Genomic DNA, 19357 nt, shown 5'->3' on the forward strand with positions numbered 1-19357 from the left:
ATGATTTCGGAGAGCCGCCGAGTGACAGAGCAACAAGGTCCACAGAAAGCCCGCCGCAGCCGGCGTATTCCCCCCAAAAAAGTGGTTATCGCCGGCACAGAGATCACCCCCGGCAGTCGCCAACAAATCGACTTGCCGGTAGCCAAGCTCTACACCCACACCGAGCTGTCGATCACTATAAAAACCGTGCGCGGCAAGCGCGAAGGGCCAACGCTCTTCGTCAGCGCCGCGATTCACGGCGACGAAATCAACGGCGTAGAAATTGCCCGGCGGCTACTGCAACACCGCGCGCTCCGATCATTGCGCGGCACACTGGTTACCATTCCTGTGGTCAACGTCCACGGCTTTCTCAACAACAGTCGCTACCTGCCCGACGGCCGCGACCTCAACCGCAGCTTCCCCGGCTCGCCGAAAAGCTCGCTGGCCGGACGGGTCGCCCACAGTTTTTTTAATGACATCGTCAAGCATTGCGACTACGGCATCGACCTGCATACCGGCGCGCGCCACCGCGGCAACCTGCCGCAAATTCGCGCCGACCTACAAGACGAGCGCACCCGCGCCATGGCCGAGGCCTTTGGCGCCCCCGTGATGCTGCACGCCAAAACCCGCGACGGTTCGCTGCGCGCCATTGCCAGCGACCAAGACATTCCCATCCTGCTGTACGAGGCCGGTGAAGCGCTGCGGTTTGACGAAGTGGCGATTCGCGCCGGCGTATCCGGCATCATCAATGTTATGCGGCAAATCGGCATGTTGCCGGCATCGCGCAGCAAGCGTGTGCGCCGCACGCCGATGGTAACCGACCAATCGTTCTGGGTGCGCGCCACGGTAAGCGGGGTCTTGCGCGCCCTGGTGCCGCTGGGCGCCTTTGTAAAAAAGGGGGAGATTATTGCCGTTATCTCCGACCCCATCGGCGACAGCGACAGCGATGTAGAAATTTGCGCCAGCGATGCCGGCATTGTTATCGGCCGCACTTACCTGCCGCTAATCTACGAGGGTGACGCCCTGTTTCACATCGCCAAGTACAAGGCCGACATCGAAGAAGCACTCAAGCATTACAACGCCTTTATGGAAGCCTTTGAGCCAGAGCCCTACCCCCAGGCGCCCGGCGAAGACCCGCCAATCGCCAGCTAACGCGGCAGCGGCGGGCCCTGGCAGTGACTGTCCATAAATTCCAACATCAACTGCAGGTACTCTTTGCGGCCGAAATGCATAACGTGATTGCCAGGGAACCAGTGCAGATGACTGTCGGGCCAATGCGCGTGCAGCAAGCGCACAAAGCGCGGCGGCGTAAAGCGGTCACCTGCACCGCCAATAATCATCACCCGCTCCGGGTCGAGCAGGGGCTGATAGCTCAGCGGACTGTGAATGGCCATGCCGCGGCGAAGATCCATTGCACTAAAGCCTGAGCGCCGCTCAATCAGCTCCATAAAGGTGTGTGTCGGCTGCCAGCTGCGGATAGTATCCACCGGCGCCACCAACGGCGAGTTGGGGATACAAAATGCCAGACGGGGCTCCACCACTGCCAACAGCGCACTGAGGTAGCCACCCAGGCTCAATCCTGAAATACCGATGTGGGGTGCCCCGCGACGCTGCAGAAAATCAACCAACACCCGCAGGTCGCAAATGGACTGCAGCATACCCTCGGTCATCTGCGCAAAGCCGTGGCTGAACAAGCCCTGACCACTGAACAGGGAGCAGCGCTCAGCCCGCTCGCCGTGAAAAGGGATCGTGAACAGCGCGATATCGTAGCCGCGCTGATAAAACCAAGGCAGCGAGAAGAAACGGCTGTTGAAGTCGTAGTCGCTGGCCACAACGCCGTGAACAAAAATCAGTGTACGCCGCGGGCCATCCGGATGACTCCAGTATTGCACCTGCGCCCGGCGGTTGCGTTTATTCGCCAGATAACTATCCGCCATATCCGGATTCAAGGGCTCAAATGGGCTGTCAAAGCTCAGCTGCAAGGTCGGCACCCGCTTGCGCCAGCGGCCCCTGCGCACCAGCTGCTCCCCCTTCACCTGGGTATCGGGCGGCGCGATAAACACCTTGTTGACATCGCGCTGCTGGGCTAGGCCGGCATAAAAATCCATAAAGCGCTGCTCGTCGGCCAAGGCCTGGGGGCGCAGCAACAGCTTGGGCAATAACGAGGCACTGATCGCGCTACCCAAAGCCGTGCGCAGCACGCGATCAACCGCCGCCGTACCATAGACCTGCAGCGGCGACTCGCCATCCAGTTCGGTGCCGTCGGACTGGCTGTAAAAATCTTCCGGAAGACTCAGCCACCAGGGCGGCATTTCATTGACTGTCGGCTGGCTAGGTTCAGTCATTGTTATCCTTATTCCACGCAGCAAAGTTTTCCTGTTTGTATCACATTGCCCACAAAATGACAGTCCGCGGGCGCCAGTGGCGCTACTTTCGCGATGTGACAACACTTGTTCGCGGCTCACTCGCCGCCTAAGCTGGGCACTCAAATCACAGGTTGCCCCCATGCTAGAACAGGAACTGCAGGAATTTCTCGACTACCAGCGCAATGTCCGGCGGCTGTCCCCCCACACGGTGGAAGCCTACCGGCGCGACCTGGCGCTGCTCGGCGACTTTTGCCAGCACCAGCAATTGCACAGCAGCCATCAACTGGACCCCGGCCATATTCGCCAGTTCATCTCGACAAGGCGCAGCCAACTCGCCTCTCCGGCCAGCATTCAACGCCTGCTGTCATCGCTGCGCAGCTTTTACAAACACCGCATGCGCTACCACGGCGCTACCGCCAACCCAGCCGAGGGCATTGCCGCACCGCGCCGCGGACGACCGCTGCCCAAAACCCTGGGCGCAGATACCGTGGCACAGCTGTTACGCTTTCCTGGCAACGAACCCATCGATCTGCGCGACCGCGCCATGATGGAACTGTTTTATTCATCCGGCCTGCGTCTCGCCGAACTCGCCGCCCTGGACCTTGACGACATAGCCCTGAACGAGGCGCTGGTGCAGGTCACTGGCAAGGGGCGCAAAAGCCGCAACTTACCCGTTGGCTCAATTGCCATCAAAGCGCTGCGCAACTGGCTCAGATTGCGCCCCGACAGCGACACTCCGGCGCTTTTTCTCAGTGCCCGCGGCAGCCGCCTAAGCCACCGCGCCATCCAGAGCCGCATTAAATTGCGCGCCCGCCAACAAGGCATCGCCGAGAACCTTCACCCCCATATGCTGCGCCACTCCTTCGCCAGCCACCTGCTGGAATCGAGTGGCGACCTGCGCGGTGTTCAAGAACTGCTGGGACACGCGAATTTGTCGACAACCCAGGTATATACCCACCTCGATTTCCAACACCTCGCCCAGGTCTACGATCAAGCTCACCCCAGGGCGGGGCGCAAAAAGCGCAAGGAATAAAACCCTATGAGCCGTATTCGCGCCATCAGCTTTGACCTCGACGACACCCTGTGGCCCAGCGGCCCCGTACTGGAAGCCGCCGAGGGTATTTTTTACCAACAGCTGGAGAGCTTGGCACCGCGACTCGTCGCCCGCTATTCCGCCCAGGCACTGCGTCAACAGCGTCTGGCGCTGTTGCGGGAACAGCCGGCGCTGCGCCACCAAATCAGTGAATGGCGCCGCCTCAGCCTCGAAATCGCCTTGCGTGACTGCGGCTATGGCGAGCAAAGTCAGCGGCTGGCCGCCACCGCCTTCCAGCACTTCATCGAAGCCCGCCAGCAAGTACAACTGTACGACCACGTCGAGAGCGTGCTCGCCGAGCTCAGCACACACTATGTGTTGGTGAGTTTAACCAATGGCAATGCCGATCTACTGCGCCAGCCCTGTAGTCGTCACTTCCGCGCCTGCCTCAAAGCCGAGGATATTGGCACTAGCAAACCGGAAGCCGCCGCATTCCATGCGGCATTGGCGGCAGCGGACTGCAGCGCCGAAGAATTGCTCCACATCGGCGACCACCCCCGCGACGATATCGACGGCGCTAAGGCTCTGGGGCTAAAAACCGTGCAGGCACTGATGCCGGGCAGCGAGCGACCGCGGCACCTCGGCGCCGACGGACATTTTAGCGACTGGCGGGAGTTGCCGGCGCTGCTGCGCCAGCTCGACCAAGACGTTTAAAAGCTGTCCTGCTCGTTGTCACTGAGGCCACTGCGCATATGGGGCTCCAGCTCAGTAATGTGACCGCCGTGGGCTAAAAATTCTTCGACATCGCGGGCCAGCTGCTCGCGCATTCGGTCATGACTGGTCATCGCCATACCGTCGTATTGGCGGTCCTGCCCAGCACTATTATTACCACGTATCCTGGAACCCATATCACTACCCTCCGCTCCGGAGAACAATCATTCGCAGTGTTTTATACTGCACCGGGCAAAAGGCTGACAAGGCGCTTATTAGGCTTTTTAGCTATGTTGGAATCACCCGTGAACACAAAGAATTATATTGCTCGCAAGTGCTCGGCGGGCGGGCAAAAAAAATGGCGCCGCAGCGCCATTATCACAAACTCGAACACCGCTTAGATCGCTTCTTCGCCAGTCTCGCCGGTACGAATACGTATCACTTGCTCCAACGCGGTCACAAAAATCTTGCCGTCGCCGATCTTACCTGTGTTGGCAGCCTTAGTGACCGTGTCGATAACCTTGTCCAGCAAACTGTCTGCCACCGCAATTTCCAGCTTCACCTTGGGCAAAAAATCCACAACGTATTCCGCGCCGCGATACAGCTCGGTGTGGCCCTTTTGACGGCCAAAGCCCTTGACCTCAGTGACCGTCACCCCCTGTACGCCGATCTCCGAAAGCGCTGCGCGAACATCGTCTAATTTAAACGGTTTAATTACCGCACTCACCAGCTTCATCTCGAAACCTACTCCCCAAAAAAGAATAACTTAGCGCTAACTTAGCTCAGGGCTAGAGTCATGGCAAGCGACGTCCTGTCGGCGCGGCTAACTGGCAGGCACAAAAAAGGGCGCCCAGGGGCGCCCTTACAATCAGTGAGGCCTGACTTAGTTTTTAACAAACTCAGGGTAAGCTTCCATACCGCAATCGGCCAGATCCATACCCTCGTACTCTTCTTCTTCAGTAACGCGGATGCCCATAACCATCTTCAGCACCATCCACACTACGAGGCTCGCGCCAAATACCCAACCAAAGATGGTGGCGGCACCGATCAGCTGACCGCTGAAGCTGGCACCATCATTGGTCACCGGTACCAGCAGCAGACCGAGCAGACCGACAACACCGTGTACTGAGATCGCGCCCACAGGATCATCAATTCTCAGCTTATCCAGCATCAAAATGCTGAACACCACCAGCACACCACCAGCTGCACCGAACAAGGTCGCCTGCAGGGCAGTCGGGGTAGAAGGCTCAGCAGTAATCGCCACCAGACCAGCCAGTGCGCCGTTAAGCAGCATGGTCAAGTCAGCTTTGCCAAACAAGATACGCGCAACCATCAGCGCGGCTACTGCACCACCGGCTGCCGCCGCATTGGTGTTCAGGAAGACCATCGCCACCGAGTGTGCGCTGGCAGCGTCGCCCAACTTCAGCACCGAACCGCCGTTGAAGCCGAACCAACCCATCCACAGGATGAAGGTACCCAGCGTTGCCAGCGGCAGGTTGGCACCGGGAATGGCGTTAACCTGGCCATTGGCACCGTACTTGCCCTTACGAGCGCCCAACAGCAGCACACCCGCCAACGCAGCAGCAGCACCCGCCATGTGTACAATGCCGGAACCGGCGAAGTCAGAGAAACCGAGGTCGCCCAGGTTGTACAGGCCAAATACCGCGTTGCCGCCCCAAGTCCAAGAACCTTCCAGCGGGTAGATCACGCCAGTCATGACGACGGCGAAAGCCAGGAAGGCCCACAGCTTCATGCGCTCAGCGACAGCACCAGATACGATGGACATCGCGGTGGCGACAAACACCACTTGGAAGAAGAAGTCAGAAGCGCCGGAGTATACCGAGCCACCATCGAAACCGGCTTCGGCAGAATCTGCCAACACACCGTCGAGGTCAAAATTGCCGATACCGCTGAGCATGACATCGCCGCCGTACATGATCGCGTAACCGCAAACCAGGTACATGATGCAGCTGATGGCAAACAAGGCCACGTTTTTGGTCAGGATCTCAGTCGTGTTCTTGCTGCGAACCAAGCCGGCTTCAAGCATGGCAAAGCCAGCCGCCATCCACATTACAAGTGCGCCACAGACAAGAAAATAGAACGTGTCCATTGCGTACTGAAGTTCAAAAATTTGATTTTCCACTAGGATTCCTCCGGAAAAAATTGGGGCTTACTGCGCTGCCCAACGACAGCTCGCGCCCGCCCTGCCTTAAATCGCTTCTTCGCCGGTTTCACCGGTACGGATGCGGATAACCTGCTCAAGGGCAGAGACAAAAATTTTGCCATCACCGATCTTGCCGGTATTGGCAGACTTGCTAATGGCCTCGAGGGTAGACTCGACATCGCTGTCAGCCACGGCCACTTCGATTTTCACCTTGGGCAGAAAGTCCACCACGTACTCGGCACCGCGATACAGCTCGGTGTGACCTTTCTGACGGCCAAAACCTTTGACTTCGGTAACCGTAATACCCTGCACACCGATGTCGGAAAGTGATTCCCGCACATCGTCAAGTTTGAAAGGTTTGATAACCGCTGTGATTAATTTCATCTTGTTCTCCTGCTAACAGCCTGTACCAACAAGCGGGCACCCGAGGCACCCGCAGCACTCAATTAAAGGCTTTTTGAGATAGAAAGTACGAGGCGATCGTCGGTGATGTCATCACCGAGAATTGATGAGTCATCAAGGTCATTGCCGTAATAGGCAAGGCTCAAAGTGACACTGGCCACATCGTAGTTAATGCCGGCCATGTAGTCGACATAGCTGTCGTCCTCATCGAGGAAGCCGTCTTCTTCGGTAGTCGTCAGGCCAATATGAAGGTCGACGCTAACGCCGTCTGCAAGGCTTCTGCTGTAGTCGGCATTCAGCACGGTCGCAGAACCGTTTGCATCACCAAAATAGTCGGGAGAGTAAACCAGGCCCAGACTTACGTCAGACACAGAAACAGAGGCAACAAACTCGGTGTAGTTATACGCTGCTTCATCACCGGGGTAGATGAAGTACACCACGCCCAGGTCCACACCAACGCCTTCAGCGGCATCAAAAGCGTAGCCGCCGTATACATCGATTTCAGTGGTTACTTGGCTACCGAAGTCGACGTTAGACGCCCAAGTGCCTGCGTAGAAGCCGTTGCCGAAATCCGCATCAAAGCCACCTTGAATGGCGCCTTTTTCATTGGTTTGAGATACACCGCGGAATACATAGTCGGTGGCCATGGTTACATTGCCGCTAATTTCTACCGCAGAAGCCGCCATAGGGGCTGCCGCCACGACTGCAACGCCAAGCATTTTTTTCCAAGTATTCATGTTCTAGTCTCCAATCGTCTTTTTCTATTGTGTGCGGTTAAGGGAAGGCCCCGAACATCACGTGCCCCCATCTATATGCATAGGGCATGCCAGCCTTCAGTGCGCCGAAATACGCTTATTTTTGTGCAATTGCCCCGTAACAATATAGTCAAATGCACCAAAATCGACCATTCCGCTAAAAATAGCCGGCAGACCGCACCAAAAAAAAGCAGCTCTTCATAATATCGAAGATCTACGCCCGGCAATCACCCGCTGACGCACCAGCGAGGCTCACACGCCCTCAAACAAGCCCCAACCACGCTGCGCAGCCGGGCAAAAGTACGCTAAACTAGCGCCATCACAGCGAGATAGCAGCCATGCCCAAACCCGATTTTCTTTCCCAACTGGCAGAGCAGGCCAGCCGCCTTATTAGCCAGGGGCCGGATATCCAGCAAGACCTAGAAGCCAAGTTACAGGTGTTGTTGCAAAGCGCCTTCAGTAAAATGAATGTGGTCTCACGGGACGAATTCGATGCCCAGGCCGCCGTGCTCAACCGCACCCGCGCGCGCCTGGAAGCCCTGGAAAAACAGCTAGAGGAAATTAGCGCCGACCTGGATAAGCCGCCGGCGCAGCACTGATAGACCGCGCAGCAGGACGCCTGCCCGGCACACTGGACCACACAGCTCAAGGAATGAGCCATGCCCCTGGCAACCGTATACAGTCGCGCCCGCCTCGGCGTCGACGCCCCACTGATCACCATTGAAGTCCACCTGTCGGCAGGGCTGCCCGCCTTTAACATCGTCGGCCTGCCCGAAGCCACCGTGCGCGAAGCCAAAGACCGGGTGCGCTCAGCGCTAATCAACTCCCACTTCGACTTCCCGGTCAGCCGCATTACCGTCAACCTTGCCCCCGCCGATCTGCCCAAGGAAGGCGGCCGCTTCGACCTGCCCATCGCCATTGGCATCCTCATAGCCACTGGCCAACTCAAGCAGGCCGACACCGAGGGCTACGAGTTTATTGGCGAACTCAGCCTCAGCGGCAAACTGCGCAGCGTCGCCGCCGCCCTGCCAGCCGCCATTGCCTGCAACGCCGCGGGCAAACGACTGGTGTTGCCCCACAGCAATGGCGAGCTGGCCGGCTTGCTGGCCGCCGACAGCCTGTGCGAGGCCGGCGACTTACTCAGCGTGGCCGGCTTTATTAACGGTCAGCAAACGCTGACTCTCGGCCGCGACGCGACGCCGCCTCCCCCGCCCGACTACCCCGACCTCAGTGATGTGCGGGGCCAACTGATCGCCCGCCGCGGCCTGGAAATCGCCGCCGCTGGCGGCCACAGCCTGCTATTCAGCGGGCCACCCGGCACCGGTAAAAGCCTGTTGGCCAGCCGCCTGCCCGGCATACTGCCGGCACTCAGTGACAGCGAGCAGCGCGACATCGCCATCGTGCAGTCTATTGCCGGAAAGACCCTGCGCCTGCAGCGGCCGTTTCGCAGCCCCCACCACACCGCCTCGGCCGCCGCGCTAGTCGGCGGCGGCAGCAGCCCCCGCCCCGGCGAAATCAGCCTGGCCCACCGCGGCGTATTGTTCCTCGACGAACTCCCCGAATACCCGCGCAAAGTTTTGGACGTTTTGCGAGAACCCCTGGAATCGGGCGAGGTGGTGATTTCTCGCGCCACTCAGCAGCTGCGTTTTCCGGCAAGTTTTCAACTGATCGCGGCAATGAACCCCTGCCCCTGTGGCTTTGACGGCGACCCACAACTATCCTGCCGCTGCACACCGGACCAAATTGCGCGCTACCGCGGCCGTATTTCCGGGCCACTGCTCGACCGCATCGACCTGCGACTGCGGGTCAATCGCATGGCCGCTGGGGAGCTGCAAGATGCGCCCCCGGGCGAGTCCAGCGCCGCAGTCCGCCGCCGCGTACAGGATGCTCACAGCCGCCAACTCGCGCGCCAGCACTGTAATAACGTGTTGCTCAGCGCCGCACAGGTCGCCGAGTTTTGCGCCCTAGACAACATCGGCAAAAACTTTATGCGCGAAACAGAGTTGCGCTTAAACCTCAGTGCGCGCGGCCAGCACCGGCTACTCAAAACCGCAAGGACCATCGCCGACCTGGCAAACAGTGAACATATCGCCCTCCCCCACCTCCAGGAGGCCGCCCTCTACCGCGGTGAACTGTGAGCAAGACCCCAAGCCGGCCCGCAAGGCAATCCCTTCAGGTCTGGACCCGCGGGTCAATGCCTGCGTAGTGGCATATTTCCGCTGACTCCCCAAGTCGCCAACAGTGTTGATCGCCGCCCGCCGCTGCTACAATTGCCGCCCCATTCTCCGGGCCTGTGGCGAACGTGAGCAAACTAAACGATAGACAGCGCGAAGCGGTACTCTACATCGACGGCCCCCTGCTGGTACTGGCGGGCGCCGGCAGTGGCAAGACCAGTGTGATCACTCGGAAAATGGCCTATCTGATAGAGAAATGCGGCATACCGGCTCGCCACATTGCGGCAGTAACCTTTACCAATAAGGCCGCCCGGGAAATGAAAGAGCGGGTCGGCGCGCTGGTTAAGGGCAAGGCCGCCCACGGCCTGACCGTGTCCACCTTCCACAATCTGGGCATGAATATCCTGCGCCGCGAATACGCCGCGCTGAAATACAAATCCGGCTTTTCCATCTTCGATGCCCAGGATGCCCAGGCGCTGATCCGCGACCTGCTGATTCAGGAACACGGCAGCGACGGCGACCAGGCCGACCGCATTCAGCAGCGCATCTCCCACTGGAAAAATGAATTTATTCTGCCTGAGCAGGCCGTGGCCGAGGCCGAAGGCCCCGCCGACATGCTCTGCGCCCAGGCCTATCTGCGCTACCAAAAAGCCCTGAAGGCCTACAATGCGCTGGACTTCGACGACCTGATTCTGCTGCCGGCACTGCTGTTTGAACGCCATCCCGACATCCTCGACAAATGGCGACACAAAATCCGCTATATGCTGGTCGACGAGTATCAGGACACCAACAGCGCCCAGTACACTCTGGTCAAACAGCTGGTGGGCGACCGCGGCGGCCTCACCGTGGTGGGCGACGACGACCAGTCCATTTACGCCTGGCGCGGTGCCAAGCCGGAAAACCTGTCGCTGCTGGGCAAGGACTACCCCCACCTGAAAGTGGTGAAACTGGAGCAGAACTACCGCTCCACCGCGCGCATCCTCAAGGCCGCCAATACCGTTATTGCCAACAACCCCCACGACCTCAACAAGGCGCTGTGGTCGGAGCTGGGCTTTGGCGAGCCGATCCGCATCCTGCGCTGCCGCAATGAAGACGCCGAGAACGAGCGCGTGGCGGTGGAAATCCTCGACCACAAAATTCGCAGCGGCGGCCGCTTTGGCAACTACGCGGTGCTGTATCGCGGCAACCACCAGTCGCGCCTGCTGGAACTGAAACTGCAAAGCCACCAGATTCCCTACAAGCTCAGCGGCGGCACCTCCTTCTTTGGTCGCAACGAGATCAAAGACATCATGGCCTACCTGCGGCTGATCATTAACCAGAACGACGACAACGCCTTTCTGCGCATCGTCAATGTGCCGCGCCGCAAGATCGGCACCTCTACCCTGGAGGCTCTGGGCAGCTACGCCACCGAGCGCGAGATCAGCCTGTACAGCGCCTGCGAGGAAATGGGCCTGGCCCAGCGCCTGCCCGAGGCCGCCCTGGACCGCCTGCGCGAGTTCACCCGCTGGCTGGACGGCATGCGCCGCCGCTGCTACGAAGACGACGCCATCGCCGCCGTCAAACAGCTGATTGGCGATATCGACTACCTCGACTGGCTGATCCAAAACAGCTCATCGGTCGCCGTGGCCGAACGCCGCATGGCCAATGTCCACACATTGATTGCCTCGCTGGAGCAAAACCTCAACAACGAGGAGCGCGACGAGAGCTTTGAAGAGGCGATCAGCCGACTGGTATTGCGCGACCTATTGGAGCGCCAGGCCGACGAGGAGGAGAGCGCCGATCAGGTGCAGCTGATGACCCTGCACGCGGCCAAGGGCCTGGAATTTCCCCATGTGTTTATGATCGGCATGGAAGAGGGGCTGCTGCCCCACCAGAACAGTATCGACGACGGCATGGTCGAAGAGGAGCGACGGCTGTGCTACGTGGGCATTACCCGCGCCCAGCGCACGCTGACCATGACCTACTGCGCCAAGCGCAAAAGCTTCGGTGAATTCACCAGCTGCGACCCCAGCCGCTTTCTGGCCGAACTGCCCCAGGACGATGTTGAATGGGAGGGCCGCGCCGACGCCGACCCGGCGCAAAATCAGAAGCGCGGCGGCGAAACCCTGGCCAGCCTGCGCGATATGCTCGGCTAGAGGCTGCCGTCAGGGCGGAAATCCGACCACGTTAGCAGACCGATATCCCGATGAATAAACCCGTTATCTTTAGCGTAACGCAGTGCCCGGTCGAGGTTTACCACACCGTTGCGCAACGGGTCTGCGCGCAGCCCAACAGACAACACACTGGTGACCGCCAGCGCCCTTCCCTGGCTGTCCAGTATCGGCCCGCCACTGTCGCCCGATACCGCGGGTGTGTCAGTCGTCACATCATAAGACCAGCCACCGCCAACCACCTCAACAATACGTCCCGTCATCGCCTCCAATTCACGCAAGCCAAGATGCAGTGACGAGTGACCGTAGAGGTAGATCTCCTCACCCACGGCGGCCGTGCCACTCGCCAACGCGGTAGGGCCACCAAAGGCCATCGTGGCAGGGTGAATATTGGCAATATCGTCGGGATGAAGCTTGACCAGGGCGAAGTCATTATAAATACAGGCATCCGAGCCGGGAGTTTCCCCCGCTTCCTGCATCGCCCGCCAGCTGCTGTACACCAGTTCCGCCGGCTGCGTGGCATTCTCGACGATCACCTGATTAAAGCCAATCGCCAAATTATTCGTCTCGCAGGGATCCACCCCGCCATTGGTATCGGGGCTAAAGCAGTGAGCCGCAACGCCTAAAAACACCGTTTGCTCGTTGAGCTGGAACAGAAAATTACTGGTGCAACTTGCCCCCTCCGCCACCACTTCAACGCCGGGGCGAATATGCGACGCCAGCGGCTCAGCAAAGCTGCGGCCGCTAACAGCAACCGCCGTCTGCCCATCGCCGCTGCGATCGCCACTGGACGACGAATCGCCACAGGCGACCACGGCCAGGCCGAGAACCAAGATTAAAACCGCACTGCGCATTAGCGACGCCACCTCCAGTCGTTATTATCCGCCCAATGTAGCGCAGCGAACCCGGGAATTCTACGCAGCTGCCCTGCGGCTGGATGCCCCCGGCGGGCAAATTTCAGGCAAAAAAAAGCCGCGACAAGCGCGGCTTTCGGCGACAGCCAGTAATTACTTACTGTTTTCAACGAGATAATCGACAGCCGCCATCACTTCTTCATCAGAACAGCTCATGCACAGGCCCATGGCGGGCATCATGCCAATATTGCTGAATCCCTTAATGGCATTGTCGTAAACCGCATCAATGCCCTTGCTGGTGCGAGCAGCCCAGTCGGCAGCATCACCCAGCTTCGGTGCGCCACCGGCACCGACCGCGTGGCAGCCCTGACAGCTGCTTTTGTACACTTCTTCGCCGGACTTCGCCGCGCCACCGGCGGCGGCCACTGCAGCACCACAGCTGCTGTCACCCTGCAGGCACACCTGACCAGCCGGCGCAATGCGAGACTCGATCTCAGCGCGCTGCTTGTCGCTCATTGCCCAAGCGGAAACGCCCGCCAGCAGCGCAACAACTACCACCAGCATTTTAACCATCTGATTCTTCACTGTTTTTCGCCCTCTCGAGATTGCGGCTGCTCAGCCTTAAAATTCTGGCGCGCATTATAGCCCCACGGCGACCATTACTCCACTGCGGCCGCGCGCGCCGCGGCGCCGAACATCGCCAATCGGCATGCGCCGCGCCCCGGCAGCGCCAGCCCAGGGTTTTCCCCGGCACAAAAAAGGGGGCCAAAAGACCCCCAAGTCCGGAGTCACTGTTTACATCAGCCTTCGCCATCCCCCTGCAGACGGGCCGCCGCTTCCAGCAGATCCGCGCGGCCATAGGGCTGGGCGGTAAACTGGCTGGGCAGGCGCGGCGCGGTGACCAACACATTGCTCTCCACGCGGCCCAGCGCATTGGGCATGCTGCCCACGGTACTGAGCGTCACCGACTGCAGCTGCAGCGGCGTGGCCGCGCCCAGCTCGCGCAGGATCAAGCCGTAAAAACCCAGATCGATCCAGTGCTGCCCCGGCTCCAGCTCGAAGCTCTGCTGGGCAAAGGCCAGCGGCGCCGCGTCCAGCGTTGCCAGCACCCCCGACAAATGGAAGCGACCGGCCTGGGCCACCTCTACCTTGGCCTGAATCAGCAGATTGCCGTCTTTCACCACATCGCGGTAATGGCCCATCAGCTCGGCCGCTGGCCGGCTGTACAAAAAGCCGCCCATACTGCGGTGGCTGTCGCGACCATTGTCGGCCGACACCCTCAGCCCCATGTTTTTGGCCTGGCCCAGCGCCGGCTGCCAGGCCTCTTGCAGCAGCAGCTCGCCGGAATACACGCCGTCGCCGGCCTGGCGGTCGGCGCCCTTGCCGTCATCCTTCAGCGACAGCGAACTCAGCACTGCATCGGCGCCGGCCATCAGCTCCGCCTGCACGCGCCAGTCGCCACCGCCGTCATTGTCCAGCGCCGAACCGGGGTCGATTTTGGCGCTGATCTGCACCACATCGCCCGGCTCATAGCGGCTGGCATCGCTCCAGAACGACAGCTTGGAGCCGCCGTCGCGACCGCCAATCGAGATCACCGCCGGCTCGCGCTCCGACACAATAGGGTTCACCGCATCCCGCGCCAGCGGCTGCGACCACGCCGGATAGCGCGCCTGCTCGCGGTAGCTCTGTGCCGCCTGCTCGGCCAAATTCGCCAGCGTTTGCGCCTGTGTGCTGCCGGCCACGGCCGCCAGTATTGCGCCACTTAACAGGGCGCCTTTCATTGCTGTTGTCATCATAAATCTCCCAGTACGCCCTTAATAAAGAATGCTGATGAACTCAGCGGTGGTCATCGAACTCTGCACAACGGTGTTGGGCGAGCAGCTGCTGCCACTGCAGTTCCAAATGCCATCGGGGATCTGGCGGCGCGTGTCGGAGTCGCTGTCGTCGCGCTCGTCGCCGTGGTTTTCGTGCGCCGCATCGAGGTTAAAGAAGCCCGAGGCCTCCTGCTTGTAGCTGTTATTACAGGCGTTGCTGTTGTTGTAGCTGGCACCGGCGCTGCCGTCGCAGGCAAAAATAGAGGCGTACTGCACCACCCCGTCATCCTCGCCGCTCAAACAGGCACTGGCGCCAAAAATCGCCTCGTAGCCACCGGTCAGATAGATATTCTTTGCCGGCGCCGAGGCATAGGTGCGCACCTGCACATCGCTGGAGCTGCGCAGCCAATAGGTGGCGTCGTCGCAGTCCTGAATCCAACCGGCAAACCAGTTACAGCCGCCGCTGGACTGACCACAAACCGCGTCGGCACCTTCCGAACCGCGGTGGGCACCGCCGGTGGTAATCGCCAAACTCACGCGGCTGGCTACGGTGTCGTAGGGACCGTTGTAGTTGTAGTTGGGATCCGAGCTGTCGTTATTGCCGAGAATATAATCGCTAATCACGCCGCCCATACTGTGGGCAATAATCCAGAAACTGCCGCCCTGGGCGTAGCTCTGCGCGCAGCGGTTACCGCCGGCATCGGCGCCGCCATTGGTGGCATTGACGATCTCATTGGCCACCTCACCCGCTGACTGCGACTCCCAATACGGGCGCGTGCCGTTATAGCCCACCACGTAGTAAGACGCCTGATAGTTCTTGGTCGCCGTTCTGACAAAGTCGTTACTGCCATTCACCCAGTAATTGCGGGCGGCGGTGTACGAGGTGTAGGTATTGGTATCGGTTTGCTTGCCGTGAACAAAAATCAAACACGGCGCCGCCAACGCATCTCCGGCGGCGAGCAACAGCGCAAGGCCGAATGCTCTGCGCACTGCAGAAAGATTGAACATCACTATCTCCTATTGTTATCACTATTATTCGGCGCACACTGACACGCCGGGAGTGTTGAACCACGCTATGACACATTGGTACAACGGAGTGAATTGAAGTTCACAGCTTGAAACAATGCCAATAAGGCGCACCAATATTGGGCATTTGTTGAGGGAATGTGTTAGTGAGGACTAGCTCACAGTTTGCCGCTATTCGACTAACAGGCGCAGCTCGACACCCGCGGCCTCGTCGATGCGGCCCACCAGCGACTCGCCCGCCGCCGACAGCAGCGCCGTCAATGAGATCGCGGTGACGTCACCGTCACTGTGAAAGCGTGCGCGCTGGATGGGGACGCCACTTTCCGTAAGAAAGCGCAAATATGAGGTTGTGGTGGCGCCAGAGCCGGGGAGGGCCATACTTATCGGCGCTCGCGCTACCTCCACATCCTTGTGAAACAGGCCAAATCTGAAGGTCGCGCCCCGCTTACAGCGCACTAAAAAAGCCTGCACTTGTGACAAGCTATGCACCGGGACATCGCTGCTGAAATCCAGCGTCAAACTCTGCCCCGGCGCCACGAGGCGGCAGCTCTGTAGCGCCCCCGCCCCCTCGACCAATTCCTGCAGGTCCTCGTCATCGACCCCCACCGTCTGACGGCCGTGCTCGTCGACCAACGCCGCCAAGACCTGCGGGGGTTGAGACACACCGTCCCTCACCACATTGCTAAGCGCAGAGCCTGCAACAGGCCCCAGCGCGGGGGGCGACGACGGCAGCAGTAGCCGCGACTCTTTAGCCGCAGCCACGCCGCCGTCAACCAGTGCCGACACCGCGCCCGGCACACTCTCCGAGTAAACCGAGCCGCTCAACACTGCCAGTACACAAAAGCGGAACACATTTCTCACTGCCGCAACTCCTCGCCAACAGTGTAGGTCGGCAGTGAATCGTCGAAATCAACAATATTCAAGCGGTAGCGGCGCCCCTGATAAATCACCAGATTATTACCCAGCGACAGGTTTTCGACAAAGGCACCAAACTCATAGAGTTTGTACAGACGGCCATTCACCTCAACGGCGTCACCGGGGCTGGCGCCCTCCACCTTGATAAAGGCCGATGGCGCGTTCAACACAAAGTGCGCACGACTGCTGTGGCCCGGCACCAACAACACCTCCACCTGCGTCTGCTCGACGATGCCATTTGCCGCCAGACTGCTGGTATCGATGGTCGCGTAGCGGCGACCGAAGCCGCGCACCGGCAGCACCGCCAAACCGCGGCTATTGGTGGTGGCCGACGCCCCCTCCGCAGCAATGCGGACGCCAGCCACTTCAGCATCAATCACTGCCAGACCATGCTCAGCACTCAGGTACTTGCCCAGATACATGGCCGGCGCGGCGACAAAACCCACCCCGAAGGCGACATCCGCCAGTTGCTCGTACTGCTCGCCCACATAACGCAGCTCGTAGGCCGCGCTGGCGGCCTCGGGCTGCCAGTCAACCCGCAGCTCACCGCGACTGTCGTGGGACAAATCGTCGTGGCTGGCGGTCGTCCGCCAGTGCACATTTGCGCGACTCTGGCGGCCGCTGGCCGACACAAACGACTCGGTCTGCGGCTCGCCGGCGCGGCGGCGGGCACCGGCCCGCAGTGTCGACACCGGCCCGCCAAAGCGATAGCCCACCGACAGCGTATAAAGCGGCGCCTGCTCATCCACCGCCTGTGCGCTGGCATCCACCGACAAGGCGCGCCAGCGCCAGCCGGCGCCCAGGCCATAGCCGCTCACCTCACCGATCTCGGAAACATTCCCGGAAACAAAAAAGTTGCGAAAACCCAAACCGGCAAAGGCCCGGTAGCCGTCGATGCGCTGCACCGCCATGTCGACATTGCGAACCGTCTCGCCCTGAAGCCCCGAGACGCCCAGCGCATAGCTGGCCGCGCGGCCGATCAGGCCACTGGCGCGCCAGCTCGCGAGATAGGATTCCTGCCGGTTGCGCTGATCGTCTTCCTCACCTTTCGCGGTCAGATCAAACTTGCCCCAGGGCGAGCTCCACAACAGATTCACCCCACCGCGCAAGCGGTAGTCTTGGCCGTTATAGCGGCTATTTTCCACATCGTAATCGACGCCGTCGGCAAACGCGCCCAACGTCAGGCGATTGGTCGCACCATAGGCCACGCGCAGCGACCCCGCGCGACTTTCCTTGTCGATCTCGTCATCGGGGCCGCGCAAATAACCGGCGCTCAGGCCAAAATCCCATACGCCCCTGCCCAAATTGCGCTGATCCACAAACAAATCGGTTTCCACCAAACGCTGGGCACCGAGCGAATCGGTAATCACCAACAGCACTTTGCCCGAACCCGAGGGGCGGTAATCGCTGAGCTGCACCGGGCCCGGCCGATCAACCTGCTCGCGGCGCTGCAACTGCGAGTTTTGATATAACTCGACAACCGAGGGGCGCTCAGTAAGCGCAAAAAAATCGTACAGCGGCCGCGAGGTGATATCCGGCCGGGTGGCAAAATTGCGGTAGAGGCGCAGCCCCATAATGCCCAAACCGCTGTCATTGGGGTCGGCGTCAGTGCGCACTTCCCCCAGCTCGAAGCTGATCTGGGCATCGACAAAATGGTTTCGCAGCAACGTGGGCAAACGCCGCGTTTCTCTAAGCGGGCCATCGATATGGCGCAGCCCGGTTTCAATCACCCCCAGCGGGCCGAGGCCGAGCTGAGACGAGACAATAGCGGCGCTCGCGGTTTCGCCGTCTTCGGGGTCTCTAAGCGACAGGCTGATATTGTTAATCAAGGAAAAACCCTGTTGCAGGTGGCGCGAAGAGGCCTCCCGCGGCGCGTACAGCCAAAATTGCTTAACCGCCATCATCTCGCTGTGGGGCGTCAGCACCGCGCGACCATCCAGTCCCTCCTCCACATAGTCGCCCAGCGCGCTCAGCCGCAAACAGGACTGACAGCCCGGCAGGCTATGGCGGGGCAATTGCGCCAGCTTTTCTGCATCGAAGACCCCCGCCGGCACATCCTCCTCGGCGATAAACAGGCCCTCGGCCGACTCGTAAATCACTACCACACCGAGCTCATCGTCAAGCAACTGCAGCTCGACCACCCGCTCGGCGGCAGCCGTCGCCGCCCACAGCAGCACTGCACACACCGCGCCAAGGCGCCACCAGGGTTGCTTACTCATGGCTTGGCAGCGGCAGCATCGACAACCGAGCGCTCCACCCGCAAGTCATCGCCATAGGCAATCTTCACCACAAACGGTGGCGGCGTATCCTGCAGGGTAAAACGGTGGGCGCGCCCGGGCAGCACCCGCACATCCACCGGAAATTCGCGGCCATCGCCGGCGATCACCCGGCGCAGCTCCAGCAAGGTGTCGCCGGTATTGCGCACCCACAGGCCATTACTAACACCCGCGTCATCGCGCAAAATAAGCCCTTCTGCCTTAGGCTTGACCGAGCGATCGATATAATAAACGGGAAAGCTGGTCGCCAAGGGGATAGTCAAGCCACTGGAGGCTTGTTCCGCCAGCTCCACGGGGTCGGATTCTCTGACTACCAAACGAAAAAACAACGGCGGCGTGAACGCCGCTTTGTCGCGCAGTAGCAGGCGCACCTTCTGGGTCTGCCCCGGCGCCAAATCGAATACCGGTGGATAGGCGATTAGGTCCGCTCCACTGTTTTTTGTGCGCTCGTCCCAGGCGGGACTGCGCAAACTGTATTCCTTGCGCTCATCGCCGGTGTTGGTGATGCGCACACTCACCGAGCGCTGCTCCGCCGAATAAAATATATAGCGCTGACTAATGCTATAGCCTGCCCAACTGGGTGCGATAGACATAAGAACCAGGCCGAGCGGCAGCGTCAGGCGCAAACAACAAATAACAAGGTGTTTCATAAAAGGCTACAAAAATATAATGGGCCGCGGCATCGCGCCGCGGCCCAAGAGGACATGCCCTGAGCTAACTCAGTTAACCCACACGGCA

The 19357-nt window shown here is 60.1% G+C and carries 19 protein-coding genes; 6 read left to right on the forward strand and 13 right to left on the reverse strand.

Annotated features, from left to right (window positions below; genetic code table 11):
• The first annotated feature begins 21 nt into the window (after positions 1-21).
• On the forward strand, positions 22-1131 hold the full coding sequence (locus tag ABYM29_RS05515; protein ID WP_372863147.1) for a succinylglutamate desuccinylase/aspartoacylase family protein: 1110 nt from the start codon (positions 22-24) through the stop codon (positions 1129-1131).
• Here the strand turns inward: ABYM29_RS05515 and ABYM29_RS05520 are convergent.
• The gene (locus ABYM29_RS05520) at positions 1128-2324 is read right to left on the reverse strand and encodes an alpha/beta hydrolase family protein (protein WP_372863149.1); all 1197 of its coding nucleotides are present in this window, start codon (positions 2322-2324) and stop codon (positions 1128-1130) included. The genes ABYM29_RS05515 and ABYM29_RS05520 overlap by 4 nt on opposite strands.
• A 160-nt stretch (positions 2325-2484) precedes the next feature.
• Between ABYM29_RS05520 and xerC the strand changes: the two genes are divergently transcribed.
• Together xerC and ABYM29_RS05530 are read left to right on the forward strand one after the other, a co-directional pair.
• On the forward strand, positions 2485-3378 hold the full coding sequence (gene xerC, locus ABYM29_RS05525) for a tyrosine recombinase XerC (RefSeq protein WP_372863152.1): 894 nt from the start codon (positions 2485-2487) through the stop codon (positions 3376-3378).
• A gap of 6 nt (positions 3379-3384) precedes the next feature.
• Positions 3385-4092: an HAD family hydrolase gene (locus ABYM29_RS05530; protein ID WP_372863154.1), complete on the forward strand. Its 708-nt coding sequence runs from the start codon at positions 3385-3387 to the stop codon at positions 4090-4092.
• On the opposite strand, the gene ABYM29_RS05535 is transcribed toward ABYM29_RS05530, so the two are convergent.
• The 5 genes from ABYM29_RS05535 to ABYM29_RS05555 all read right to left on the reverse strand — a co-directional run bounded on the left by ABYM29_RS05535 (position 4089) and on the right by ABYM29_RS05555 (position 7356).
• Positions 4089-4286: a hypothetical protein gene (locus ABYM29_RS05535; RefSeq protein ID WP_372863156.1), complete on the reverse strand. Its 198-nt coding sequence runs from the start codon at positions 4284-4286 to the stop codon at positions 4089-4091. The two genes, ABYM29_RS05530 and ABYM29_RS05535, sit on opposite strands and share 4 nt — an antisense overlap.
• Before the next feature lie 200 nt (positions 4287-4486).
• Complete coding sequence (gene glnK, locus ABYM29_RS05540; protein WP_372863159.1) at positions 4487-4825, reverse strand: P-II family nitrogen regulator; 339 nt, start codon at positions 4823-4825, stop codon at positions 4487-4489.
• A 147-nt stretch (positions 4826-4972) separates the two neighbouring features.
• Positions 4973-6232, reverse strand: a complete 1260-nt coding sequence (locus ABYM29_RS05545) for an ammonium transporter (protein WP_372863162.1) — start codon at positions 6230-6232, stop codon at positions 4973-4975.
• A 66-nt stretch (positions 6233-6298) separates the two neighbouring features.
• On the reverse strand, positions 6299-6637 hold the full coding sequence (gene glnK, locus ABYM29_RS05550) for a P-II family nitrogen regulator (RefSeq protein ID WP_372863164.1): 339 nt from the start codon (positions 6635-6637) through the stop codon (positions 6299-6301).
• A gap of 62 nt (positions 6638-6699) precedes the next feature.
• Positions 6700-7356 (reverse strand): TorF family putative porin, encoded by a 657-nt coding sequence (locus tag ABYM29_RS05555; RefSeq protein ID WP_372863167.1) that lies wholly within the window; start codon positions 7354-7356, stop codon positions 6700-6702.
• A gap of 392 nt (positions 7357-7748) precedes the next feature.
• Here ABYM29_RS05555 and ABYM29_RS05560 point away from each other — a divergent pair, with 392 nt between their 5' ends.
• The 3 genes from ABYM29_RS05560 (at position 7749) to rep (ending at position 11719) form a co-directional block, all read left to right on the forward strand.
• Positions 7749-8009, forward strand: a complete 261-nt coding sequence (locus ABYM29_RS05560) for an accessory factor UbiK family protein (RefSeq protein ID WP_372863169.1) — start codon at positions 7749-7751, stop codon at positions 8007-8009.
• A 60-nt stretch (positions 8010-8069) separates the two neighbouring features.
• Entirely contained in the window at positions 8070-9548 is a 1479-nt protein-coding gene (locus tag ABYM29_RS05565; RefSeq protein WP_372863172.1) for a YifB family Mg chelatase-like AAA ATPase, read from the forward strand.
• 164 nt (positions 9549-9712) lie between these two features.
• The gene (gene rep / locus ABYM29_RS05570) at positions 9713-11719 is read left to right on the forward strand and encodes a DNA helicase Rep (protein WP_372863174.1); all 2007 of its coding nucleotides are present in this window, start codon (positions 9713-9715) and stop codon (positions 11717-11719) included.
• Here the strand turns inward: rep and ABYM29_RS05575 are convergent.
• The 7 genes from ABYM29_RS05575 to ABYM29_RS05605 all read right to left on the reverse strand — a co-directional run bounded on the left by ABYM29_RS05575 (position 11716) and on the right by ABYM29_RS05605 (position 19212).
• The gene (locus ABYM29_RS05575; RefSeq protein ID WP_372863177.1) at positions 11716-12588 is read right to left on the reverse strand and encodes a serine protease; all 873 of its coding nucleotides are present in this window, start codon (positions 12586-12588) and stop codon (positions 11716-11718) included. The genes rep and ABYM29_RS05575 overlap by 4 nt on opposite strands.
• A 153-nt stretch (positions 12589-12741) precedes the next feature.
• Complete coding sequence (locus ABYM29_RS05580; protein WP_372863180.1) at positions 12742-13173, reverse strand: cytochrome c5 family protein; 432 nt, start codon at positions 13171-13173, stop codon at positions 12742-12744.
• A gap of 215 nt (positions 13174-13388) precedes the next feature.
• Positions 13389-14384 (reverse strand): choice-of-anchor X domain-containing protein, encoded by a 996-nt coding sequence (locus tag ABYM29_RS05585; protein WP_372863182.1) that lies wholly within the window; start codon positions 14382-14384, stop codon positions 13389-13391.
• Between the two features lie 18 nt (positions 14385-14402).
• Entirely contained in the window at positions 14403-15410 is a 1008-nt protein-coding gene (locus ABYM29_RS05590; RefSeq protein ID WP_372863183.1) for a hypothetical protein, read from the reverse strand.
• Positions 15411-15599: 189 nt separating this feature from the next.
• On the reverse strand, positions 15600-16289 hold the full coding sequence (locus ABYM29_RS05595) for a hypothetical protein (RefSeq protein WP_372863185.1): 690 nt from the start codon (positions 16287-16289) through the stop codon (positions 15600-15602).
• Entirely contained in the window at positions 16286-18562 is a 2277-nt protein-coding gene (locus tag ABYM29_RS05600) for a hypothetical protein (protein WP_372863187.1), read from the reverse strand. The genes ABYM29_RS05595 and ABYM29_RS05600 overlap by 4 nt, the downstream gene beginning before the upstream one ends.
• Positions 18559-19212, reverse strand: a complete 654-nt coding sequence (locus ABYM29_RS05605) for a molecular chaperone (RefSeq protein WP_372863189.1) — start codon at positions 19210-19212, stop codon at positions 18559-18561. Before ABYM29_RS05605 ends, ABYM29_RS05600 begins: the two co-directional genes overlap by 4 nt.
• Between the last annotated feature and the right edge of the window lie 145 nt (positions 19213-19357).

Origin of the sequence: Spongiibacter sp., assembly GCF_041602295.1 — a bacterium.
GTDB lineage: Bacteria > Pseudomonadota > Gammaproteobacteria > Pseudomonadales > Spongiibacteraceae > Spongiibacter.